At 68.0% G+C, this 23,723-nt stretch carries 22 protein-coding genes; 16 read left to right on the plus strand and 6 right to left on the minus strand.

The features are described from left to right. From MAAFP003_RS10605 to metK, 11 genes are all read left to right on the plus strand, one after another. Nucleotides 1–954, plus strand: coding sequence for an aspartate carbamoyltransferase catalytic subunit (locus tag MAAFP003_RS10605; RefSeq protein WP_096286725.1), 954 nt, complete (start codon nt 1–3; stop codon nt 952–954). Beyond that, nucleotides 951–2,243, plus strand: a complete 1,293-nt coding sequence (locus MAAFP003_RS10610; RefSeq protein ID WP_096286727.1) for a dihydroorotase — start codon at nt 951–953, stop codon at nt 2,241–2,243. Before MAAFP003_RS10605 ends, MAAFP003_RS10610 begins: the two co-directional genes overlap by 4 nt. Then, a complete protein-coding gene (locus MAAFP003_RS10615) occupies nt 2,240–2,737 on the plus strand; it encodes a PH-like domain-containing protein (RefSeq protein WP_096286729.1) in 498 nt (165 codons plus the stop codon). Before MAAFP003_RS10610 ends, MAAFP003_RS10615 begins: the two co-directional genes overlap by 4 nt. Further along, nucleotides 2,734–3,864 carry a glutamine-hydrolyzing carbamoyl-phosphate synthase small subunit gene (gene carA / locus MAAFP003_RS10620; RefSeq protein WP_096286731.1) on the plus strand — a complete coding sequence of 377 codons (1,131 nt, stop codon included), beginning with the start codon at nt 2,734–2,736 and terminating at the stop codon, nt 3,862–3,864. The genes MAAFP003_RS10615 and carA overlap by 4 nt, the downstream gene beginning before the upstream one ends. Continuing rightward, nucleotides 3,864–7,238: a carbamoyl-phosphate synthase large subunit gene (gene carB / locus MAAFP003_RS10625; protein WP_096286733.1), complete on the plus strand. Its 3,375-nt coding sequence runs from the start codon at nt 3,864–3,866 to the stop codon at nt 7,236–7,238. Before carA ends, carB begins: the two co-directional genes overlap by 1 nt. Further along, nucleotides 7,235–8,062, plus strand: coding sequence for an orotidine-5'-phosphate decarboxylase (pyrF, locus tag MAAFP003_RS10630; protein WP_096286735.1), 828 nt, complete (start codon nt 7,235–7,237; stop codon nt 8,060–8,062). Before carB ends, pyrF begins: the two co-directional genes overlap by 4 nt. A 454-nt stretch (nt 8,063–8,516) precedes the next feature. Beyond that, nucleotides 8,517–8,834, plus strand: coding sequence for an integration host factor, actinobacterial type (gene mihF, locus MAAFP003_RS10635; RefSeq protein ID WP_003407240.1), 318 nt, complete (start codon nt 8,517–8,519; stop codon nt 8,832–8,834). A gap of 112 nt (nt 8,835–8,946) precedes the next feature. Next, the gene (gene gmk / locus MAAFP003_RS10640) at nt 8,947–9,573 is read left to right on the plus strand and encodes a guanylate kinase (RefSeq protein ID WP_096286737.1); all 627 of its coding nucleotides are present in this window, start codon (nt 8,947–8,949) and stop codon (nt 9,571–9,573) included. Between the two features lie 88 nt (nt 9,574–9,661). Beyond that, nucleotides 9,662–9,985, plus strand: coding sequence for a DNA-directed RNA polymerase subunit omega (gene rpoZ, locus MAAFP003_RS10645; RefSeq protein ID WP_096286739.1), 324 nt, complete (start codon nt 9,662–9,664; stop codon nt 9,983–9,985). Between the two features lie 63 nt (nt 9,986–10,048). Beyond that, nucleotides 10,049–11,299 carry a bifunctional phosphopantothenoylcysteine decarboxylase/phosphopantothenate--cysteine ligase CoaBC gene (gene coaBC / locus MAAFP003_RS10650; RefSeq protein WP_096286741.1) on the plus strand — a complete coding sequence of 417 codons (1,251 nt, stop codon included), beginning with the start codon at nt 10,049–10,051 and terminating at the stop codon, nt 11,297–11,299. A 127-nt stretch (nt 11,300–11,426) separates the two neighbouring features. Next, nucleotides 11,427–12,638: a methionine adenosyltransferase gene (gene metK / locus MAAFP003_RS10655; RefSeq protein ID WP_096286743.1), complete on the plus strand. Its 1,212-nt coding sequence runs from the start codon at nt 11,427–11,429 to the stop codon at nt 12,636–12,638. Here the strand turns inward: metK and MAAFP003_RS10660 are convergent. Both MAAFP003_RS10660 and MAAFP003_RS10665 read right to left on the minus strand, forming a co-directional pair. Continuing rightward, nucleotides 12,635–13,198, minus strand: a complete 564-nt coding sequence (locus tag MAAFP003_RS10660; RefSeq protein WP_096286745.1) for a pyridoxamine 5'-phosphate oxidase family protein — start codon at nt 13,196–13,198, stop codon at nt 12,635–12,637. The genes metK and MAAFP003_RS10660 overlap by 4 nt on opposite strands. A 23-nt stretch (nt 13,199–13,221) precedes the next feature. Then, a complete protein-coding gene (locus MAAFP003_RS10665) occupies nt 13,222–14,202 on the minus strand; it encodes an Lrp/AsnC family transcriptional regulator (RefSeq protein WP_096286747.1) in 981 nt (326 codons plus the stop codon). A gap of 128 nt (nt 14,203–14,330) precedes the next feature. Between MAAFP003_RS10665 and MAAFP003_RS10670 the strand changes: the two genes are divergently transcribed. Together MAAFP003_RS10670 and MAAFP003_RS10675 are read left to right on the plus strand one after the other, a co-directional pair. Continuing rightward, nucleotides 14,331–15,089, plus strand: a complete 759-nt coding sequence (locus tag MAAFP003_RS10670) for an SDR family oxidoreductase (protein WP_096286749.1) — start codon at nt 14,331–14,333, stop codon at nt 15,087–15,089. Next, entirely contained in the window at nt 15,086–15,943 is an 858-nt protein-coding gene (locus MAAFP003_RS10675; protein WP_096286751.1) for an LLM class flavin-dependent oxidoreductase, read from the plus strand. Before MAAFP003_RS10670 ends, MAAFP003_RS10675 begins: the two co-directional genes overlap by 4 nt. Here MAAFP003_RS10675 and MAAFP003_RS10680 read toward each other — a convergent pair. From MAAFP003_RS10680 to MAAFP003_RS10690, 3 genes are read right to left on the minus strand one after another with little or no spacing between them, the layout of a single operon-like run. After that, entirely contained in the window at nt 15,940–17,439 is a 1,500-nt protein-coding gene (locus MAAFP003_RS10680) for a flavin-containing monooxygenase (protein WP_096286753.1), read from the minus strand. The genes MAAFP003_RS10675 and MAAFP003_RS10680 overlap by 4 nt on opposite strands. Nucleotides 17,440–17,442: 3 nt before the next feature. Further along, nucleotides 17,443–18,402, minus strand: a complete 960-nt coding sequence (locus MAAFP003_RS10685; RefSeq protein ID WP_096286755.1) for an alpha/beta hydrolase — start codon at nt 18,400–18,402, stop codon at nt 17,443–17,445. A gap of 22 nt (nt 18,403–18,424) precedes the next feature. Continuing rightward, on the minus strand, nt 18,425–19,384 hold the full coding sequence (locus tag MAAFP003_RS10690) for an alpha/beta hydrolase (RefSeq protein WP_096291044.1): 960 nt from the start codon (nt 19,382–19,384) through the stop codon (nt 18,425–18,427). On the opposite strand from MAAFP003_RS10690, the gene MAAFP003_RS10695 reads away from it, so the two are divergent. The 3 genes from MAAFP003_RS10695 (at nt 19,383) to MAAFP003_RS10705 (ending at nt 22,898) form a co-directional block, all read left to right on the plus strand. Continuing rightward, nucleotides 19,383–20,126: a lysoplasmalogenase gene (locus MAAFP003_RS10695; RefSeq protein WP_096286757.1), complete on the plus strand. Its 744-nt coding sequence runs from the start codon at nt 19,383–19,385 to the stop codon at nt 20,124–20,126. The genes MAAFP003_RS10690 and MAAFP003_RS10695 overlap by 2 nt on opposite strands. A gap of 80 nt (nt 20,127–20,206) precedes the next feature. Further along, on the plus strand, nt 20,207–22,216 hold the full coding sequence (locus tag MAAFP003_RS10700; RefSeq protein WP_207768504.1) for a primosomal protein N': 2,010 nt from the start codon (nt 20,207–20,209) through the stop codon (nt 22,214–22,216). A 199-nt stretch (nt 22,217–22,415) separates the two neighbouring features. Further along, nucleotides 22,416–22,898, plus strand: coding sequence for a MarR family transcriptional regulator (locus MAAFP003_RS10705; RefSeq protein ID WP_096286759.1), 483 nt, complete (start codon nt 22,416–22,418; stop codon nt 22,896–22,898). Nucleotides 22,899–22,904: 6 nt separating this feature from the next. On the opposite strand, the gene MAAFP003_RS10710 is transcribed toward MAAFP003_RS10705, so the two are convergent. Beyond that, nucleotides 22,905–23,723, minus strand: a complete 819-nt coding sequence (locus MAAFP003_RS10710) for a class I SAM-dependent methyltransferase (RefSeq protein WP_096286761.1) — start codon at nt 23,721–23,723, stop codon at nt 22,905–22,907.

The following is a 23,723-nucleotide window of genomic DNA, read 5'->3' on the forward strand; positions in this document are numbered from 1 at the left end:
ATGACCAGACATCTGCTGGCCGCCGGCGACCTCAGCCGCGACGACGCCACCGCGATCCTGGACGACGCCGACCGGTTCGCACAGGCGCTGGTCGGGCGCGAGGTCAAGAAACTCCCCACCCTGCGCGGGCGCACCGTGGTCACGATGTTCTACGAGAACTCCACCCGCACCCGGGTGTCGTTCGAGGTGGCGGGCAAGTGGATGAGCGCCGACGTGATCAACGTCAGCTCGTCGGGATCCTCGGTGAGCAAAGGGGAGTCGTTGCGCGACACCGCATTGACGCTGCACGCGGCCGGTGCCGACGCGCTGATCATCCGGCACCCGGCCTCCGGTGCCGCGCACCTGCTGGCCGACTGGACCGCGCACTCCAACAGCGAACACGGTGGCCCGTCGGTGATCAACGCCGGCGACGGCACCCATGAACATCCGACCCAGGCGCTGCTGGACGCGCTGACCATCCGCCAGCGGCTCGGCCAGATCGAGGGCCGGCGGGTGGTGATCGTCGGTGACATCCTGCACAGTCGGGTCGCGCGCTCCAACGTGATGCTGCTGGCCACGCTGGGCGCCGAGGTGGTGCTGGTGGCGCCGCCGACCCTGTTGCCGGTCGGTGTCGACGGCTGGCCGGCCACCGTCTCCTACGACCTCGACGCCGAGCTGCCCGCGGCCGACGCCGTGCTGATGCTGCGGGTGCAGGCCGAGCGGATGAACGGCGGGTTCTTCCCGTCGGTGCGCGAATACTCGGTGCGCTATGGCCTTTCGGACCGGCGCCAAACCATGCTGGGAAGCCACGCGGTGGTGCTGCACCCCGGCCCGATGGTGCGCGGCATGGAGATCGCGTCCTCCGTCGCGGACTCGTCGCAATCCGCGGTGCTGCAACAGGTTTCCAACGGCGTGCACGTGCGGATGGCCGTGCTGTTCCATGTGCTGGTGGGTGCGGAGGACATCGCGGCATGAGTGTGCTGATCCGTGGGGTTCGGTTGTACGGGGAAGGTGACCGTGTCGACGTGCTGGTCGATGACGGTCAGATCGCCGACATCGGACCGAAACTCGAGATCCCCGACACGGCCGACGTCATCGACGCGACGGATCATGTGTTGCTGCCGGGATTCGTCGACCTGCACACCCACCTGCGCGAGCCCGGTCGCGAATACGCGGAGGATATCGAAACAGGTTCAGCGGCAGCAGCTTTAGGCGGATACACGGCGGTGTTCGCGATGGCGAACACGACGCCGGTGGCCGACAGCCCGGTGGTCACCGACCACGTCTGGCATCGCGGCCAGCAGGTCGGCCTGGTGGACGTGCACCCCGTCGGCGCGGTCACCGTCGGGCTGGCCGGAACCGAGCTCACCGAGATGGGCATGATGGCCGCCGGTGTCGCACAGGTGCGGATGTTCTCCGACGACGGCAACTGCGTGCACGATCCGCTGATCATGCGCCGCGCGCTGGAATACGCCACCGGCTTGGGCGTGCTGATCGCCCAGCATGCCGAGGAGCCGCGGCTGACCATCGGGGCGGTGGCGCACGAAGGGCCCGCGGCGGCCCGGCTCGGACTCGCGGGATGGCCCAGGGCCGCCGAGGAATCGATCGTCGCGCGTGACGCACTGCTGGCCCGCGACGCCGGGGCTCGGGTGCACGTCTGCCACGCCTCTACCGCCGGCACCGTCGAGCTTCTGAAATGGGCTAAAGGCCAAGGTATTTCGATCACCGCCGAGGTGACACCGCATCACCTGCTGCTCGACGACACCCGGCTGGCCGGCTACGACGGGGTGAACCGGGTGAATCCGCCGCTGCGTGAGGCGTCCGACACGATCGCGTTGCGTCAAGCGCTGGCCGACGGGGTAATCGACTGTGTGGCCACCGATCATGCCCCGCACGCCGAACATGAGAAGTGTTGTGAGTTCTCCGCGGCCCGCCCCGGCATGCTCGGGCTGCAGACGGCGCTGTCGGTGGTGGTGCAGACGATGGTGGCGCCCGGGTTGCTCAGCTGGCGCGAGGTCGCCCGGGTGATGAGTGAAAACCCGGCGCGCATAGTCGGATTGCCCGATCACGGCCGGCCGCTGGAGGTGGGGGAGCCGGCCAACCTGACCGTGGTGGACCCGGATGCGACCTGGACGGTCACCGGCAGTGATCTGGCCAGTCGCTCCGCCAACACTCCTTACGAGTCGATGACCTTGCCCGCGACCGTGACGGCCACGTTGTTGCGCGGAAAGATCACCGCTCGGGATGGGAAGAGCCCGGCATGAACTCTGCAACGCTGGTGGGGTCGCTGATCTTCGCGGCTGTGCTGGTGGTGGTCATCGCGGTGGTCATCCAGCTGATGATGGTGGGCTGGCGCCGGCGGGCGCAGCGCCAGCAGGATCTGATCGGGACCCTGCCCGATATGCCCGACGAGGTGGGCGCGGCGAGTACCACACTGCGTGGCGTCTATGTCGGGTCGACGCTGGCCCCGGAACCCAATGAGCGGGTCACCGCCGGCGATCTCGGATATCGCAGCAAGGCGGTGCTGAGCCGCTATCCCGAGGGGATCCTGCTGGAGCGCATCCGCGCCAATCCGATTTGGATTCCGCAGACCGCGATTTCGGAGGTGCGCACCGAACGCGTGCTGGCCGGCAAGCTTGGCTCCCGGAGCGGGATCTTGGCCATCCGCTGGCGGCTGCCGTCGGGCGTCGAAATCGACACCGGGTTCCGGGCGGGCAATCGCGACGAATACGACGGCTGGCTTGAGGAGGCTGCGTGAAAGCCCAACTGGTACTCGAGGACGGTCGCGTCTTCACGGGTTGGCCGTTCGGCGAGATCGGCCAGACCCTCGGGGAGGCCGTGTTTTCCACGGGCATGTCGGGCTATCAGGAGACGCTGACCGACCCCAGCTATCACCGGCAGATCGTGGTGGCCACCGCGCCGCAGATCGGCAACACCGGGTGGAACGGCGAGGATGCCGAAAGCCGGGGTGACAAGATCTGGGTTGCCGGCTACGCGGTCCGCGACCCGTCGCCGCGCGCTTCCAACTGGCGTGCCACTTCGACGCTCGAGGACGAGCTGATCCGCCAGCACATCGTCGGGATCGCCGGCATCGACACCCGGGCGGTGGTGCGCCACCTGCGCAGCCGCGGTTCGATGAAGGCCGGGGTGTTCTCCGGTGACGCGCTGGCCGAGCCGGACGAGTTGCTGGCGCGGGTGCGCAACCAGCAGTCGATGCTCGGTGCCGACCTCGCCGGCGAGGTCAGCACCCCGGGCGCCTACATCGTAGAACCCGAAGGGTCGCAGCGATTTACGGTTGCCGCCCTGGACCTGGGAATCAAGACCAACACGCCACGGAACTTCGCCCGGCGCGGAATCCGCAGCCACGTGTTGCCGGCGTCGGCCACCTTCGCCCAGATCGCCGAGATCAAGCCGGACGGGGTGTTCTTGTCCAACGGCCCCGGTGACCCGGCTACCGCCGACCACGTCGTCGCCCTCACCCGCGAGGTGCTGAACGCCGGAATCCCGTTGTTCGGCATCTGTTTCGGCAATCAGATCCTGGGCCGGGCACTCGGTCTGTCCACCTACAAAATGGTCTTCGGCCACCGGGGCATCAACATCCCGGTCATCGACCATGCCACCGGGCGGGTAGCGGTGACCGCCCAAAACCACGGCTTCGCACTCGAGGGTGAGGCCGGTCAGCGGTTCGACACGCCGTTCGGCCAGGCGATCGTCAGCCACACCTGCGCCAACGACGGAGTGGTGGAAGGTGTCAAACTGGTTGACGGACGGGCATTTTCGGTGCAATACCATCCGGAGGCCGCCGCCGGCCCGCACGATGCGGAGTATCTCTTCGACCAATTCGCCGATCTGATGGCTTCCCACGACAGCGGAAGGGGCCGCTAGTGCCACGTCGCACCGACCTCAACCACGTGCTGGTGATCGGCTCCGGGCCGATCGTCATCGGTCAAGCCTGCGAATTCGACTACTCGGGCACCCAGGCATGCCGGGTGCTGCGGGCCGAAGGCCTGCAAGTCAGCCTGGTGAACTCCAACCCGGCCACGATCATGACCGACCCGGAGTACGCCGACCACACCTACGTCGAACCCATCACCGCCGCCTTCGTGGAGAAGGTGATCGTCCAGCAGGCCGCGCGCGGCAACAAGATCGACGCCCTGCTGGCGACCCTGGGCGGGCAGACCGCGCTGAACACCGCGGTCGCGCTGTACGAGAACGGGGCGCTGGAGCGCCACGGCGTCGAACTGATCGGTGCCGACTTCGACGCCATCCAGCGTGGCGAGGACCGGCAGATGTTCAAAGACATCGTCGCCAAGGTCGGCGGTGAATCCGCGCGCAGCCGAGTGTGTTTCACGATGGACGAGGTCCGGGAGACGGTCGGGGAGCTCGGTCTGCCGGTCGTCGTGCGACCCAGCTTCACGATGGGCGGCCTGGGCTCGGGCATGGCGCGCTCGGTCGAGGAGGTCGACCGGATGGCCGGCGCCGGCCTGGCCGCCAGCCCCAGTGCCAACGTGTTGATCGAGGAATCGATCTACGGCTGGAAGGAATTCGAGCTCGAGCTGATGCGCGACGGCAACGACAACGTCGTGGTGGTGTGCTCGATCGAGAACGTCGACCCGATGGGTGTGCACACCGGGGATTCGGTGACCGTCGCGCCGGCCATGACGCTGACCGACCGGGAATACCAGCGGATGCGCGACCTGGGTATCGCGATCCTGCGTGAGGTCGGCGTCGACACCGGCGGCTGCAACATCCAGTTCGCGATCAACCCGACCGATGGCCGGCTGATCGTCATCGAGATGAACCCGCGGGTATCCCGTTCCAGCGCACTGGCTTCCAAGGCCACTGGCTTCCCGATTGCCAAGATCGCCGCCAAGCTGGCCATTGGCTACACCCTCGACGAGATCGTCAACGACATCACCAAGGAAACGCCCGCCTGCTTCGAGCCCACCCTGGACTATGTCGTGGTCAAGGCGCCGCGGTTCGCCTTCGAGAAGTTCCCGGGCGCCGACCCCACCTTGACCACCACGATGAAATCCGTCGGCGAGGCGATGTCGTTGGGCCGCAACTTCGTCGAGGCGCTCGGCAAGGTGATGCGCTCGCTGGAGACCGACCGGGCCGGCTTCTGGACCACCCCGGACCCCTCGGGCCCGGACGGCGAAGTCGAGGAGGTGCTGACCCGGCTGCAGACGCCGACCGAGGGCCGGCTGTATGACATCGAGCTGGCGTTGCGCCTGGGTGCTTCGGTGGAGCGGGTTGCCGGGGCCAGCGGCGTCGACCCGTGGTTCGTCGCGCAGATCGGCGAGCTGGTGGCGCTGCGCGCGGAGCTGGCCGCCGCCCCGGTGCTCGACTCCGATCTGCTACGCCGCGCCAAGCACAGCGGGTTGTCAGACCGCCAGATCGCGGCGCTGCGACCGGAATTGGCCGGGGAAGGCGGCGTGCGCTCGCTGCGTGGGCGCCTGGGCATCCACCCGGTGTACAAGACGGTCGACACCTGCGCCGCCGAGTTCGAGGCCAAGACTCCGTATCACTACAGCAGCTACGAACTCGACCCGGCCGCCGAGACCGAGGTCACCCCCCAGACCGAAAAGCCCAAGGTGCTGATCCTCGGCTCGGGGCCGAACCGGATCGGGCAGGGCATCGAGTTCGACTACAGCTGTGTGCACGCGGCAACCACGTTGAGCCAGGCCGGTTTTGAAACCGTGATGGTCAACTGCAACCCCGAGACGGTGTCCACCGACTACGACACCGCCGACCGGCTCTACTTCGAGCCGCTGACCTTCGAGGATGTCCTCGAGGTGTTCCGCGCCGAAGCGGAGTCGGCCAGCGGCGGCCCGGGCGTGGTGGGCGTCATCGTGCAACTCGGCGGTCAGACCCCGCTCGGGCTGGCTCAGCGGCTCGCCGATGCCGGTGTTCCGATCGTGGGCACCCCGCCGGAGGCCATCGACCTGGCCGAGGACCGCGGCGCCTTCGGCGACGTGCTGACCGCGGCCGGACTGCCGGCCCCGAAGTACGGCACCGCAACGACTTTCGCGCAGGCCCGCCGGATCGCCGACGAGATCGGCTACCCGGTGCTGGTGCGGCCGTCCTACGTGCTGGGTGGGCGTGGCATGGAAATCGTTTATGACGAGGAGACGCTGAAGAGTTACATCACCCGCGCCACCCAGTTGTCTCCCGAGCACCCGGTGCTCGTCGACCGCTTCCTCGAGGACGCGGTTGAAATCGACGTCGACGCGCTGTGTGACGGCTCCGAGGTGTACATCGGTGGCATCATGGAGCACATCGAGGAGGCCGGTATTCACTCCGGCGACTCGGCTTGCGCGCTGCCGCCGGTCACGCTGGGCCGCAGCGACATCGAGAAGGTCCGCCGGGCGACCGAGGCCATCGCGCACGGCATCGGCGTGGTCGGATTGCTCAACGTGCAGTACGCGCTCAAGGACGATGTGCTCTACGTCCTGGAGGCCAACCCGCGGGCCAGCCGTACCGTGCCGTTCGTGTCCAAGGCCACCGCGATCCCGCTGGCCAAAGCGTGTGCCCGGATCATGTTGGGCACCACCATCTCCCAGCTTCGGGAAGAGGGATTGTTGGCGCCGGCCGGGGACGGGGCCAACGCCGCCCAATATGCCCCGATCGCGGTCAAGGAGGCGGTGTTGCCCTTCCACCGGTTCCGCCGTGCCGACGGCTCGGCCATCGATTCGCTGCTGGGCCCGGAGATGAAATCCACCGGCGAGGTGATGGGCATCGACCGCGACTTCGGCAGCGCCTTCGCCAAGAGCCAGACCGCCGCCTACGGCTCGTTGCCGGCCCAGGGCACTATTTTCGTGTCGGTCGCGAACCGTGACAAGCGGTCGCTGGTGTTCCCCGTCAAGCGGCTGGCCGATCTGGGCTTCCGGGTGCTCGCCACCGAAGGGACCGCGGAGATGTTGCGCCGCAACGGGATTCCCTGCGACGAGGTGCGCAAGCACTTCGAACCACCGCAGCCGGGACGGCCCGAGATGTCGGCGGTCGACGCGATCAAGGCGGGTGAGGTCGACATGGTGATCAACACGCCGTACGGGAACTCCGGTCCACGCATCGACGGATACGAAATCCGTTCCGTCGCGGTGTCGGTCAACATTCCCTGCGTGACCACCGTGCAGGGTGCGTCGGCCGCCGTGCAGGGCATCGAGGCCGGCATCCGCGGTGACATCGGGGTCCGTTCGCTACAGGAGCTGCACAGCATGATCGGACCCGGCAGCCCGGCCGAAAAGGAGGCTGGATGACCGGGTTTGGCGTCCGGCTGGCCGAGGCCAAGGCGCGCCGCGGGCCGTTGTGTCTGGGCATCGACCCACACCCCGAGTTGCTTCGGGCCTGGGGGCTGCCCGCCACCGCCGACGGTGTGGCCAAGTTCTGCGACATTTGTGTGGAGGCCTTTTCCGGATTCGCCGTCGTCAAGCCCCAGGTGGCCTTCTTCGAGTCGTACGGCTCGGCCGGCTACGCGGTGCTGGAACGCACGATCGCCGCGCTGCGCTCGGTCGGGGTGCTGGTGCTGGCCGATGCCAAGCGCGGGGACATCGGCACCACGATGGCGGCCTACGCCGCGGCCTGGGCCGGCGATTCACCGCTGGCCGCCGACGCCGTGACCGCCTCGCCGTATCTGGGGTTCGGCTCGTTGCGCCCGTTGCTGGAAGCCGCGGCGGCCCACGACCGCGGGGTGTTCGTGGTGGCGGCGAGCTCCAATCCGGAGGGCGCGACCGTGCAGCGTGCCACCTTCGACGGCCGCACGGTGTCCCAACTGGTCATCGACCAGGCGGCGGTGGTCAACCGGTCGTCGAACCCGAACGAGCCCGGATACGTCGGCGTGGTTCTGGGCGCGACGGTTTTCGAGGCACCCGACGTCAGCGCGCTGGGCGGGCCGGTGCTGGTTCCGGGCGTCGGCGTGCAGGGAGGCCGTCCTGAGGCCCTGGCGGGCCTGGGTGGGGCCGTTGCGGGCCAATTGCTGCCCGCGGTGGCACGCGAGGTGCTGCGCGCCGGACCGAGCGTCTCGGACCTGCGCGCGGCGGGCCAACAAATGCTGGACTCCGTCGCTTATCTCGGTGTGCAATAGCGCGTCGCCCGGCGCCCCGGTTAACAACGTCGGAATCTTTCCCCCGCGACTTCCGCCCGACGACCAGGTGTTTGTCCGCGCCGCGACACGCGCGACACGCCATGGCAAATCGTGATGCCCGGCACGAGGCCCTGCGGCTATCCGTCGGCGCCGATCACCACCGTCGGTCACCAAACCGCCGACACCGCATCGCGCGGGCATAAAACCGCAGCTAGAGGCCATGATCCAGATTCTCGCCGCGGCGACCCGGCGGGGGTGCACGTGCCGAATCCGGGCGCTCCCAGCGATGCCGAACCATGCTGCCGAGAGCGTGTGTGGGCGCGGCACAAGCTGGGCATTTAACCTCTTAACCAGGGGGTCGGGTTAGATTTCGTCAGGAAGCGTGAGTACGGTCGTCTCCGCTGGGCCCAAGTACCCGGCAGAGACACGAGATTGATCTAGATACGGAGGAATCGTGGCCCTTCCCCAGTTGACCGACGAGCAGCGCGCGGCCGCGTTGGAGAAGGCGGCTGCCGCACGTCGAGCACGAGCTGAGCTGAAAGACCGTCTCAAGCGCGGTGGCACCAACCTGACCCAGGTGCTCAAGGACGCCGAGAGTGATGAAGTCCTGGGCAAGATGAAGGTGTCTGCGCTGCTTGAGGCATTGCCGAAGGTGGGCAAGGTCAAGGCGCAGGAAATCATGACCGAGCTGGAGATCGCTCCGACCCGCCGTCTGCGTGGTCTCGGCGACCGTCAGCGTAAGGCCCTGCTGGAAAAGTTCGGCTCCGCTTAGTTCGCCGACGATGCAGGCCGAGAGGCCTGAGGAGAAGGCGGACCAACAAGCACGGCCGACCTGCGGCGATGCAGGCCAGTTGGCCTATGGGCGCGCCGACTCAGGGGCGCCGGTGAACGTCGACGAGGGACCGGACGCCGAGCACCACGCACGTGCTGAGCCATCCGGCATGGGGCGTGTGGTGGTGCTGTCCGGTCCCTCAGCGGTCGGCAAGTCAACAGTGGTCCGGTGCCTGCGCGAGCGGGTACCGAACCTGCATTTCAGTGTCTCGGCCACGACACGGGCGCCGCGGCCGGGCGAAGTCGACGGCGTCGACTACCACTTCGTCAGTCCGGCCCGTTTCCAGCAACTCATCGATGAGGGCGCCCTGCTGGAGTGGGCCGAAATCCACGGTGGCCTGCAGCGATCGGGCACCCCGGCGGCACCGGTCCGGGCCGCGACCGGCTCGGGATTTCCGGTGCTCATCGAGGTGGACCTGGCCGGTGCCAGGGCGATCAAAAAGGCGATGCCGGAGGCAGTCACCGTGTTCCTGGCACCGCCCAGCTGGGCGGATCTGGAGGCCAGGCTGCGCGGGCGTGGCACCGAAACGCCGGAGGCCATGGCGCGCCGGCTGGAGACCGCACGCGAGGAACTGGCAGCTCAAGACGACTTCGACCAGGTCGTGGTCAACAGTCAATTGGAGTCTGCGTGCGCGGAATTGGTATCCTTGCTGGTGGGAAACGCGCCTGGGGCGGCGTGAGCCGCCTCGTCAGACGCGATCAAGAATCAAAGTTTCCAGCTGTGTCAACCGCTCTTCAACGTAACCGAGCGCCAGGAGAAAGTCTTACGTGAGTATTTCGCAGTCCGACGCGTCGCTGACCGCCGTGGATCAATTCGATCCTTCGTCGGGCGGCCAGCGCGCCTACGACACCCCGCTGGGCATCACCAACCCGCCCATCGACGAATTGCTCGACCGCGTGTCGAGCAAGTATGCGCTGGTCATCTACGCGGCCAAGCGCGCGCGGCAGATCAACGATTACTACAACCAGCTCGGCGAGGGCATCCTCGAGTACGTCGGCCCGCTGGTCGAGCCGGGGCTGCAGGAAAAGCCGCTCTCGATCGCGATGCGTGAGATCCACGCCGACCTGCTCGAGCACACCGAGGGCGAGTAACAGGACGGGCCGGGCGCTGTGGTCAGGTCTGAGAGCCGCTTCAACGAGGAAGGGCCGGCGTAGGTGGATCGCAAGCGGATCGTCGTCGGTGTCTCCGGTGGGATCGCCGCCTACAAGGCGTGCACCGTCGTCCGGCAGCTCGCCGAGGCGGGCCATGAGGTCCGCGTCATCCCGACCGAATCCGCGCTGCGTTTTGTCGGCGCCGCCACGTTCGAGGCCCTGTCCGGGCAGCCGGTGCATACCGGCGTCTTCACCGACGTCCCCGAGGTGCCGCACGTCCGGCTCGGTCAGCAGGCCGACCTGGTCGTGGTGGCACCGGCCACCGCGGACCTGTTGGCCCGGGCCGTCCACGGCCGCGCCGACGACCTGCTGACCGCGACGCTGCTCACGGCGCGATGTCCGGTGCTGTTCGCCCCGGCGATGCACACCGAGATGTGGTTACACCCGGCCACCGTCGACAATGTGGCGACATTGCGCCGTCGGGGCGCTGTGGTGCTGGAACCGGCGTTTGGTCGGCTCACCGGCGCGGACAGCGGCAAAGGACGGCTTCCCGAGGCCGAAGAGATCACCACGCTGGCCCAGCTGCTGCTCGAGCGCGGCGACGCGCTGCCCTACGACCTGGCCGGTCGCAAGCTCCTGGTGACCGCCGGCGGCACCCGCGAGCCGATCGATCCGGTTCGCTTCATCGGCAACCGCAGCTCCGGGAAGCAGGGCTACGCCGTCGCACGGGTCGCCGCCCAGCGCGGCGCCGAGGTCACGTTGATCGCCGGCCACACCGTCGGGCTCATCGACCCGGCCGGCGTCGAGGTGGTGCACATCAGCTCGGCGCAACAGCTCGCCGACGCGGTGTCCAAGCACGCGCCCGCCGCCGACGTGTTGGTGATGGCGGCCGCGGTCGCTGACTTCCGGCCCGCGCGTGTTGCCGCCGCGAAGATCAAAAAGGGTCCCAACGATGCCGACGACGCCCCGACCATCGACCTGGTGCGCAACGACGACGTACTGGCCGGCACGGTCCGCGCGCGAGCGCACGGGGAGCTGCCCAATATGCGGGCCATCGTCGGGTTCGCCGCCGAGACCGGCGACGCCAATGGCGACGTCCTGTTCCACGCGCGAGCGAAGTTGCGGCGCAAGGGATGTGACCTGTTGGTGGTCAACGCGGTCGGCGACGGCCGCGCATTCGAGGTGGACAGCAACGACGGCTGGCTGCTGGCCTCCGACGGAACCGAGGCCGCGCTGCAGCACGGATCCAAGACGCTGATGGCCAGTCGCATCGTTGACGCCATCGTCACTTTTCTGCAGGGCGAGAGCGGATAGCCCGCTCAATGCGCTCAGCGGATGGTTGCTAGAAAGGTTGCAATCACGACCGGCTTCGCCGGTGGGGCTGCAGACGCTTAAAATAATTTGTCTAACTAACATTTAGGCAGGACGGAAGGATGACAGGGTGAGCGAAAAGGGTCGGCTGTTTACCAGTGAGTCGGTGACCGAGGGGCATCCCGACAAGATCTGCGACGCGATCAGCGACTCGGTCCTCGACGCGCTTCTGGCGGAGGATCCCCGCTCACGTGTCGCGGTCGAGACGCTGGTGACCACCGGGCAGGTGCACGTGGTCGGCGAGGTCACGACGACCGCCAAGACGGCGTTCGCCGACATCACCAACACGGTGCGCGCGCGCATCCTCGAGATCGGCTACGACCACTCCGACAAGGGCTTCGACGGTCTGACCTGCGGTGTGAACATCGGCATCGGCGCGCAGTCGCCCGACATCGCCCAGGGCGTCGACACCGCCCACGAGGCCCGCGTCGAGGGCGCGGCGGACCCGCTGGACTCCCAGGGCGCCGGCGACCAGGGCCTGATGTTCGGGTACGCGATCAATGACACCCCGGAGCGGATGCCGCTGCCCATCGCGCTGGCCCACCGGCTGTCGCGCAGGCTCACCGAGGTCCGCAAGAACGGGACGCTGCCCTACCTGCGTCCGGACGGCAAGACGCAGGTCACCATCGAATACGAGGACAACGTCCCGGTCCGGCTGGACACCGTGGTCGTCTCCACCCAGCACGCCGACGGTATCGACCTGGAGAAGACGCTGGACCCCGACATCCGTCGGCACGTGCTGCAGACCGTGCTCGAGGAGCTGGGTCACGACACCCTGGACTCGTCGGGGACGCGGGTGCTGGTCAACCCGACCGGCAAGTTCGTGCTCGGCGGGCCGATGGGCGACGCGGGCCTGACCGGCCGCAAGATCATCGTCGACACCTACGGTGGCTGGGCGCGCCACGGCGGAGGTGCCTTCTCCGGCAAGGATCCGTCCAAGGTGGACCGGTCGGCGGCGTATGCGATGCGCTGGGTGGCCAAAAACATCGTCGCCGCCGGGCTGGCAGAACGCGTCGAGGTGCAGGTGGCCTACGCGATCGGCAAGGCCGCCCCGGTCGGGCTGTTCATCGAGACGTTCGGCACCGCGACCGTCGACCCGGTCAAGATCGAGAAGATCGTGCCCGAGGTGTTCGACCTGCGGCCCGGCGCGATCGTTCGCGACCTGGACCTGCTGCGCCCGATCTACGCGCAGACCGCCGCGTACGGCCACTTCGGCCGCACCGACGTCGAGCTGCCGTGGGAGCAGCTGAACAAGGTCGACGACCTCAAGCGCGCCATCTAGCCGGGCAGGGGATGATCGGCGTCCAGCGCGGGCAGCCCGTCGATGCTGTGCAGGTTGCGCTTGACGGCGCGCACGTAGGTGTCCTCGGTCGCCTTGGTGTGGTAGGTGTCGAGCACCGGCCGTTCGTCGACGAGCTCGTAGTAGGGCACCGCGTATCCGCAGGCGTCGGCGATTCGTTCGACGTCGATGACGATAGCGGCCCGCACGCCCGCATGCTGCCCGTCGAAATGGGTTAGCAGACTGGGGAATTCGGAGTCGTCGGGGCGCACCACGCGTCCGGTGCCGAACAGCCGCAGAATCCGCGAGTTTCGGGTGAACGAGCAGAACATCAGGGTGATCCGGCCGTTGTCGCGCAGGTGCGCGATCGTTTCCACGCCGCTGCCGAACAGATCGAGGTATGCCACTCGGTGATCGTCGAGCACCGCGAAGGTGTCGCGATATCCCTTGGGGGAGAGGTTGATTCGGCCATCTTCGGAGGGGGCGGTGGCGACGAAGAACATGGCCTGGCTGTCGATGAATTCGCGCAGCGACTCGTCCAGACGCGAAAACTCCTTGGCCACGCCGCAAGCTTAGCGTCGCCCGTTCAGCGGGCGCGGATCAACCGGCCGTGCGCGATCAGTGAACCGACTTGCTTGAGCCGCTTGCTGCGGACACTGACGTCGTAGGCCCGGATGTGGTCGACGGTGGCCAGACGCTGCGCGAGGTAGTCGTACAGATGGGCCGGCCCGCGGCAGATCACGACGACCATCAGGTTGGCGGGTCCGCTGACCGTGGCGACCGTGGCGACCTCGTCGTGCCGCACGATCTGCTCGGCCCCCACCGCCAGGTGGCACGGGGCAACCGATATCCAGACGATCGCGTTCAGCATGAATCCGAGCCGCTCCGGCAGTATGTCGAGATCGTAGGAGAGGGTGCCGCCGGCCTGCAGGGCGCGCAGCCGTCGCTTGACGCGGGCCGGTGACCACCCGGTGAGCGCGGCCAGTGTGCTGTCGGAAATGCGGCCGTCGTCGGCCAGCGCATCCAGCAGGGGCTGATCCTCGGCCGTTGGCCCGGTGGGCTGACCCGGCTGCGTTCGGTCCGCTGGCTGCAGCGCGTGGACCTGCTGGGTGTCCAACAGCTGCCCGTAGCCGGTCCAGTGCGCGTACATCGGTGAGCCGAATACGTTGAGTACCAGATCGACCCGCATATCCAGGACGGTCGAGGTGCGAGGCAGGCGGTGCAGCAGCCCCGCTTCGGAGTTGTCGAGGGGGGCGCGGACAACGCAGACGAGTTCGGTGCCCCCTGACAACGCGTTGACGTGTGTGACCTCGGGTCGGCGGACCAACGCGTCGGCAAGCCGGATCAGGTCGTCGGGTTTCGCGTGTACCCGGACCACCCATTGGCATTCGCCGTACACCCGAGGGTTGATAACGCCGATCACGCGAAGCACACCGTCGCGGCGCAGGGCGCGGTAGCGGCGGGCGACGGTCTGTTCACCGGTGCCCACGACCTCGGCGATGCGCCGGAACGACACCCGCGGTGACAGCTGCAGCGAGTGCAGAATTTGAGCGTCAAGAGCCTGCATTATGAGGAAAACACTACATATTTTCTGAACTATGCGCCTATTTCTGACGTAGAACGGGGCTTTTCTGGCTTAACTCGGCGTCGCCACCGACGATGAAGGGCACATCGTTCGAGAAAGGGGGCGCCCCAATGGAATTGACCGGTAACACGATCCTGGTGACCGGCGGCGGCACCGGAATCGGCCGGGCCATGGCCATCGCGTTGTCGGGGCGCGGCAACCGGGTGGTGATCGCGGGCCGGCGGACCGCCGCGTTACGTGCGGTCGCCGAGTCGTATCCGGGTATCGAGTGGCATCCGCTGGACGTCACCGACACCGAGTCCGTCCGCGAGCTCGTCGCGACGGTCGAGCGCCGGTGGCCCGATCTCAACGTGCTGGTCAACAATGCGGGGGTGATGGCGCTGGAAAGCCCCGACACCCTCGATCCGGCGGTGTCGACGGCGGTCGTCGCCACCAACCTGCTGGGCCCGATCATGTTGACCGCACGGCTGCTGCCGACTTTGCGGCGCCAGCCCGACGCCACGATCGTGAATATCACCTCGGCACTGGCCTTCGTCCCGCTGGCCATCGCGCCGACCTACAGCGCCACCAAGGCAGGCCTGCACTCGTATACCGAATCGTTGCGAATCCTGTTGCGCGAAAGCGGTATTCATGTCATCGAGATCGCTCCACCGCGAGTGCGCACGGAGATGGACAGTATTCGCAGCGACGATGCAATCGACGCCGACGAGTTCATCGCGGAAATCATGGCCGCGCTGTCCGAGCGGTCCCACACCCGTGAGGTCGTCGTCGAAGCCGCCCGTGCGGTGCGCTACGCCGAACGTGAGGGCCACTACTGCCGGATGCTGGCCGCCGTCAACGCCGATATCAACGCGGAGGATGTGCTGTGAAACTGGGAATCGGCCTGCCGAACCACGTCGCCGACGTATCCGGACCCGCCATCGTCCAATGGGCACGCCGCAGCGAAGAGGTTGGCTTCGAATCCGTCACGACGATCGACCGGTTGTTCTATCCGAGCGTCGACTCGCTGATCGCACTGGCCGCCGCGGCCGGAGCTACGAAGCAACTGACTCTGGTGACCAATGTGCTACTGGCCCCGATGTATCCGGTCGTCTTGCTGGCCAAGCAACTCGGCGGCCTGGCCCGGATATCCGGCGGTCGGCTCGTCGCCGGATTGGGTGTGGGCAACCGGGCGGACGAGTACGTCGGCACGGGTGCCGACTTCCACCGGCGTGGCCGAATCCTCGACTGGCAGGTCGAGCGGCTGCGCAGCCTGTGGGCCGGCGAACCGGTTGCCGACGACACCGCGTTATGCCCTGCGCCCGTGCGGATTCCGCTGCTGTTCGGCGGCCGGTCGGCGGCTACGGTGCGGCGGGTGATCGACACCGGTGACGGGTGGGCGGCGGGCGCTGTGCGCCACTACGACGTCCAGGCGCAGTTGGTGGAGCAAATCCGCGCCGGTTGGCAGGCCGCCGGCCGGCCGGCGCGACCCTACCTGCAGGCATCGGTGAACTTCGGACTCGGGCCGGCCGAGACCGTCGCAGCGGGCCGGGACCACTTGGCTCGCTACTACGGATTTGTCCCGGAATACGCACAAGTCAATGTCGCCGATATGGTCTGCTCCGCGGCCGACGCCCGCGAGACCGTCAGTCGATACCGGGACCTCGGCTTCGACCGGCTGCTGTTCCACCCGACGACCGAGGGGCTCGAGCAGGTCGATCTGCTCGCGGACGCGATTCTCTAGAGCCCGTGCGGCGCGGCAGCGCCGGTGAATCGATAGTCGTCCAGGTCGAAGCGACGGCTGCGCCAGTACGCCTCCACCGTGGTGGCCGGACGCAGCGGCACGTCACCGTTCTTGTCGAAGTAGTAGCTGTTGGCCAGTCGGCAGCTGTCCTGCCAGAAGATCTGGCGGTGCCGCTTGCGCATCATCTCGTCGAAGTAGCGGCTGTTGGCCGCTTCGGTCACCTCGACGCGTGTCGCGCCGGTGCGCCGGGCCCGACTGAGGCATCGCACGATGTGGTGGGTCTGCGTCTCGATCAGCGCGAAATACGAAGAGCCGACGTAACCGTAGGGGCCCATGACGCTGAACATATTCGGGAAGCCCGGCACGCTGACGCCCTCATACGCCTGCAGCCGGTGGGAGTCCCAGAACTCGGTCAGCGTGATGCCGCCGCTGCCAGTGATCGAGAAGGTCGGCATGTTGTCGGCGTCCATCACCTTGAAACCGGTCGCCAGCACCAGCACGTCGATCTCGTGATTCTCGCCGTCGGTGGTGGCGACCGCCCCCGGCGTGATCTTGTCGATCGGCTCGGTGACCAGCCGCACGTTGTCACGGTTGAACGTGGCCAGATATTCGTTGTGGAAGCCCGGTCGTTTGCATCCGACCGCGTATCGCGGGGTGAGCTGGTCGCGCACCCGGGGGTCGTCGACCTGTTGACGCAGATATCGGCGACCGGCGTCGCCCATCGGCTTGGCCAGCGGAACCAGCGTGAAGTACTGGGCGGCGATCGTGAAGGTCAGCTCGACGAACGCCTGACTGAGCAGCCGCTGGGCGACCTTACCGCCCGGAATCCGCATCGCGGCGCGCACCGGCGCGGGCAGCGGAACGTCGAACTTGGGGAAGCACCAGATTGGTGTGCGCTGAAATACGGTGAGCTGGTCGACAATTGGCGCGATCTCCGGGATGATCTGCACGGCCGAGGCGCCGGTCCCGATGACCGCGACGCGCTTGCCGGTCAGGTCCGTGCCGTGATCCCAGCGTGCGGTGTGCATGGTGATGCCGTCGAAGGAGTCCACGCCGTCGATGTCGGGCAGGTTCGGTACGGTCAGCACGCCGCTGGCGCTGATCAGGAACCTGGCGGTGACCACGCCGCCCGGATCGGTCTGCACGCGCCACAGCGCCCGCTCGTCGTCGAACTCCGCGGAAATCACCTTGGTGTTCAACCGGATCCGCGATCTGATGCCGTATTTGTCGACGCAGTGGTCGGCGTAGGCCTTCAGCTCCCGGCCCGGCGCATAGGTGCGCGACCAATGCCGGCTCTGTTCGAAGGAGTACTGGTAGGAGAACGACGGAATATCCACGCCGATACCGGGATAGGTGTTCCAGTGCCAGGTGCCGCCGACCCCGTCGCCTGCTTCGATCACGAGGTAATCAGAGAGTCCGGCCTTGTCGAGCTTGATCGCGGCGCCGATGCCGGAGAATCCGGCTCCGACGATCACGGTGTGGTAGTCGGGCTGCATCTGCTAGGGGTACAGCGCCTTCCGTAGCGCCGTCAACCCACGGTCGGTCGCCGCGGCGGCCGCGGGGATCACCGGGGCGAAGTTGACGAAGCCGTGCACCAGGGTCGGCTCGTTGCTCAACTCCGCCGCCACGCCCGCGGCATTGAGCATCTCGGCGTAGCGCGCACCGTCGTCGCGCAGCGGGTCGTGTTCGGCGGTGCCGATGAAGGCCGGCGGCAAACCCGACAGGTCGGCGTTGGCCGGCGCGAGGGTGGCCGGCAGCACCGTCGGGTCGGTGACGTCGATCTCCGGGGGCAGATACCAGGCCAGGAAGGCCTCGATCACCTCGCGGTCCAGGATGGGCGCGAAGGCGTTCTCGGTGTGCGACGGCAGCGAAAGATCGGCGGTTACCACCGGATACCACAGCAACTGGAACACCAGCTGCGGCCCGGCGTTGTCACGGGCCAGCACCGCCAGGACCGCCGCGAGGTTGCCGCCCGCCGAATCCCCGGCCACCGCGATACGACTCGGGTCGCCGCCCAGTTCGCCGGCGTGCGCGCCGACCCACTGGAGCGCGGCCCAGGCGTCGTTGACCCCGGCGGGATACGGATGCTCCGGGGCGAGCCGGTAGTCCACCGACACGACGATGGCCTCGGCGCCGACCGCGTGCGCGCGGGCGACGTGGTCGTGAGTGTCCAGGTCGCCCAGACAAAAGCCGCCGCCATGGAAGAAGACGACGACGGGGGATGTCTCGGCCGGGGTGGGCGGCCAATAGATCCGGACCGCGATGTCGCTGTGCTCGCCGTGGCCGATCGTTCGGTCTTCAATGCGCAGGTCGGGCAGCAATTCCGGCGGCACCTTGAGCATCTTGAGCCGCTCGCGCGCGAGCTCGACACCGTCGTCCGCGTTGAACGTCGTCGGGAACAGATCGAGCAGCGCTTTGAACGTCGGGTCGATCTCAGGCCGGGCGGCGGGCTCAGTCATTCGTCCACCGTACGCCTGTTGTTCACCTGTACAGCGCATTCCTTAATGCCGCGAGCCCCCGATCCGACCCGGCCGTGGCGGCGGGAACCACGCCCGCGTAGCCGAGGTAGCCGTGCACCATCGTCTCGGCGTTGTGCACCTCGGCGGGTACGCCCGCGGCGGCCAACGCCTTGCCGTAGGTGATGCCGTCGTCGCGTAGCGGGTCGTAGCCGGCGACGCCGATATAGGCCGGTGGCAGGCCGGCCAGATTCTTCGCCCGCCCCGGCGCCATGCCCACCGGCGGATTGGACAGGTCGAGATCGCCTGCGTACCAACGAGAGAACTGTGCGATGGCCCTGGTGTCGAGAATCGGAGCGGTCGCGTTTTCGGCAAACGACGGCAGCGACTGGTCCCACATCACCGACGGGTACCACAACAGCTGGAAGGCAATCGACGGTCCGCCTTCGTCGCGGGTCCGCTGGGCAACCGCCGCGGCGATGTTGCCGCCCGCCGAATCCCCGGCAACGGCCAGCCGGGCGGTGTCGGCACCCAGCTCGGCGCCGTGCTCGGCGACCCACCGCGTTGCGGCCCAAGCGTCTTGGACGGCAGCGGGATACGGGTGCTCGGGAGCCAGCCGGTAATCGACGGACACCACGATCGCGTCGGCGCCCACCGCATGCTCGCGGGCGGTGCCGTCGTGGGTGTCCAGGTCGCCGATCACGAACCCGCCGCCGTGGAAGTAGACGACGACCGGCAACAGGGCGTCACCCGAATCGGTTGGCGGCCAATAGATTCTGATGGCGATAGCGCCGGCCGAGCCGTCGATGGTGCGGTCCTCGACGCGCAATTCGGGGTGCACCGGCCGGCGCGGCAGATCGCGGAACCGCTGGCGCGCAGCCTCGATGCCGTCGTCGGTGGATAGCCGGAACGGAACCGCGTCGAGTACCTTCAGCAAGATGGGGTCGATAGGAGGTTTCTCGTCGGCTTTGTCAAAGCTGGGCATGGAGGTACCGTACGCACCCCGCGTGCTGGCCGGCTGCTGGGTGGCGGCCTGCTGGGCGGCCATCGGCTACGGCGTGTTCCTGACCGTGGTCGCGGTGCAGTCGCCGCCGGGAACCGTACTCACCGGGCATTGGGTGCTGCAGCCGCCGTTCAAGGCGTTGATGGCTGTGTTGCTGACCGGGGCCGCATTCGCGCATCCCATCGTCAGCGAGCGGCGCTGGCTGATGCCGGCGATGCTGCTCAGCGCTACCGGCGACTGGTTACTGGCGATCCCGTGGTGGACGATGTCATTTGTGCTGGGGCTGGCGGCATTTCTGTGCGCGCACCTGTGCATCATGGGTGCGCTGGCGCCGTTGGTGGTCAAAGAGTCGCTGACGCGAACTCGCATCGCGGTGATGGCGGTGCTGTGCGTGACGGCGATCGCCCTGCTGGTGTGGTTCTGGCCGCACCTGGGTGCGGAGAACTTGACGATCCCGGTGACGGTGTACGTGGTCGTGCTGACCGCGATGGCGTGCACCGCGATAGCGGCCCGGCTGCCGACGATCTGGGTGGCGGTGGGGGCGGCGTGCTTCATGGCATCGGACGCGATGATCGCGATCGGCCGGTTCATTCTGGGCAATGAGGCGCTGGCAGTGCCGATCTGGTGGCTGTACGCCGCGGCCCTGATCCTGATCACGGCGGGATTCTTCTTCGGTCGCGACGTTGCCGCCTCTGACAATGACCGCGAGCCTGTCGAGGGCTGACTGTCGGTGGTCGCCGCTACGGTGTGGCCACGGACGGTAAAAATGGTGGTTGACAACACTTTTGGTGACTCGAGCACGCGATGAACACCGCGCGCACACCCCTCCAAACCGAACCGATCGCCCGGGTCCTGCCGATGCTGTCGGTACCGCACCTGGATCGCGAGTTCGATTACCTGGTCTCGGCCGAGCAGTCCGACGATGCCCAGCCGGGGGTTCGAGTGCGGGTCCGGTTCCACGGCCGCCTGGTCGACGGGTTCGTGCTGGAGCGCCGCAACGACACCGACCACGTCGGCAAACTGGGCTGGCTCGATCGGGTCGTGTCCCCCGAACCCGTGCTCACCCCGGAGATCCGCCGCCTGGTCGACGCCGTCGCGGCGCGTTACGCCGGGACCCGCCCGGACGTGTTGCGGCTGGCCATCCCGGCCCGGCACGCCAGAGTGGAGCGGGAGCCCACGGCGATCGGGCCGCCGCCGGTCGTGGCCCCCGTCGACCCGTCCTGCTGGGCGGTGTACGGAAGCGGCGATCAGTTCCTGACCGCGCTGGCCGAGGTGCGAGCGGCGCGTGCCGTGTGGCAGGCGCTGCCGGGGGAGCAGTGGGCGGACCGGTTCGCCGAGGCGGCCGCGCAGACGGTCCGCAGCGGCCGCGCGGCGCTGGCGATCGTGCCCGATCAGCGGGATCTGGACGCGCTGTGGCTGGCCGCGACCACCCGGATCGACGAGGACAGGGTGGTCGCGCTGTCCGCGGGCCTGGGACCGGCGGCGCGCTACCGGCGCTGGCTGGCGGCTTTGCGGGGTAAGGCGCGGCTGGTGATCGGCACGCGCAGTGCGGTTTTCGCGCCGCTGAACGACCTGGGGCTGGTCATGGTCTGGTCCGACGCCGACGACAGCCTGGCCGAGCCGCGGGCGCCGTATCCCCATGCCCGCGAGGTCGCGATGCTGCGTGCGCATCAGGCGCGATGCGCCGCGCTGATCGGCGGCTACGCCCGCACCGCCGAGGCTCAGGCCCTGGTGCGCAGTGGCTGGGCCCACGACATCGTCGCGACGCGGGCGGTGGTGCGGGCCCGCACGCCGCGGGTGGTCGCTCTGGACGACACCGGGTACGCCGACGAACGCGACCCGGCGGCGCGCACCGCGCGGATTCCGTCCATCGCGCTGCGCGCCGCACAGTCGTCGCTTCAGGCGGGGGCGCCGGTGCTGATCCAGGTGCCGCGCCGGGGGTATGTGCCGTCGCTGGCCTGCGGAAGGTGCCGCACCATAGCCCGGTGCCGGCATTGCACCGGGCCTCTCTCACTAGCCGGGTCGGTGCAGGAGCGCGGACCCAGGGCGGTGTGCCGGTGGTGCGGACGCGCCGAGCCGGCACTGCGGTGTGCCCGGTGCGGGTCGGAGTCGGTCCGCGCCGTGGTGGTCGGGGCCCGGCGCACCGCCGAGGAGCTGGGCCGCGCCTTTGCCGGCACGCAGGTCATCACCTCGTCGGGCGACGCGATCGTGGCCGAGGTCGCCGCCCATCCGGCGCTGGTGGTCGCGACACCGGGCGCCGAACCCCGGGCGGACGGTGGGTACGGGGCGGCGCTGCTGCTGGACACCTGGGCGCTGCTGGGCCGGCAGGATCTGCGCGCCGCCGAGGATGCGCTGTGGCGCTGGATGAGTGCGGCGGCGCTGGTGCGGCCCCGCGGCGACGGCGGCGTGGTGACGGTGATCGCCGAATCCTCCATTCCCACAGTGCAATCGCTGATTCGCTGGGATCCGGTGGGCCACGCGGACGCCGAGCTGACGGCACGCAGTGAGGTCGGCCTGCCGCCCAGTGTGCATATGGCGGCCATCGACGGCAGCGCCGACGCCGTGGCCGCATTGCTTGATGAGGCCGAATTGCCTTATGGCGCAGAGCAACTCGGACCGGTCGACCTGCCGCCCGGGGTGCGCCGGCCACCGGGCACACCGCCCGGCGTCCCGGTGATCAGGATGCTGGTGCGCGTCCGCCGCGAGCAGGGTCTGGAGTTGGCTGCCAGCCTGCGGCGCGGTGTCGGCGTGCTCAGCGCCCGGCAATCACACGAACCGGCGCGGGTGCAGATCGACCCGCCGCAAATTGGTTAGCCCTACCTTGCCGCGTTGCCAGCAAACATGTCGTGTTCCTGGTTCACGGTCGAAGTTCTCCGGTCGGCTGGGCCAATCGCTTACCGTAGCGATAGTATTCATAAGCAATAGTTCCTTCCTACGGCATTCGTAGGCTGTCAACGGTCTTACCGAAGGCCTGCCAAACGGCCTGGAAAGGGCCCAGAAAAGGGGAGCCACGATGTCCACGGAACACACGATGGAAGCCGGCGAGTCGCTGGACGTGATCACCGACGCGTTGCTCACCGCGTCGCGGTTGCTGGTCAGCATGTCGGCCCGGTCAATCGCGCAGGTCGACGAGAACATCACCATCGCGCAGTTCCGCACCCTGGTGATCCTCTCCAACCGGGGTCCGGTCAACCTGGCCACGCTGGCCAACCTGCTGGGCGTGCAACCGTCGGCCACCGGACGCATGGTCGACCGGCTCGTCGCCGCCGGACTGATCGACCGTCTGCCGCACCCCACGTCTCGACGTGAGCTGATCGCCGCACTGACCAAGCGCGGTCGCGACGTGGTGCGTCAAGTCACCGCCTACCGGCGTGCCGAAATCGCCGCCATTGTCGAGAAGATGCCGGCGGCCGAGCGGCACGGGCTGGTGCGGGCCCTCACGGCCTTCACCGCGGCCGGCGGAGAGCCCGACGCCAACCTGGACATCGACCTATGAAGGGCCTCAAGCCTTTTCGGCGGTGAAGAGTAGGTATTCCCACCGCATCGTGCCGTCGGCCAGATGTTCCTCGGCCAGTTCGATCAGTTGTGCATCCAGCTCGGCGGACAGCACCCGATTGCCGCCGATGTTGGCGTAGGCCTCGATCGTCGGACCGTAGTGGTTCTTGAAGTACTCGTGAACGGCTGTGGCACAGTCGAATCGGTTGACCTCCAACATGCCCCGCACCGCTGCGACACGACGGATTTGTTCGCTGAGCAATCCGGTGACATAGCTTTCGCGTCCCCACAGGGCGGCCGGAGCGACGGCCGGCGAGAGACTCGGGCGGTAGGGCCGGATCGTCGCCAGCATCCGGCCGAAGAAACCTTGCGGGGTCCAGCTGATGACGCCGATCGTTCCGCCGGGGCGGCAGACTCGGGCCAATTCCCCGGCCGCCAGCCGGTGGTTGGGTGCGAATTGCACGCCGATCGCCGACATCACGACGTCGAATTCGCCGTCGCCGAACGGCAGCGCATGCGCGTTGGCCTCCCGGTAGTCCAGCGTCAGCCCTTGCGCCGCGGCCCGAGTTCGGGACCGCGCCAGCAGTTCCGGGGTGAGATCGGTGGACACGACGGTGGCACCGGTTTTGGCGGCGGGAAGCGAGATATTGCCCGAGCCCGCCGCGACGTCGAGCACCCGGGTACCGGGGCCAATACCGGTGGCAGCGACCAGAATCGGGCCCAGCGGAGCCATCACCTCCTCGGCCATCAAGGCATAGTCGCCCAGCGCCCAGATGGCGCGATGGGTGGCCGCAAGGTCTTCCGGGATGTTCACGTCGAGAGTCAT

Origin of the sequence: Mycobacterium ahvazicum (assembly GCF_900176255.2) — a bacterium.
GTDB lineage: Bacteria > Actinomycetota > Actinomycetes > Mycobacteriales > Mycobacteriaceae > Mycobacterium > Mycobacterium ahvazicum.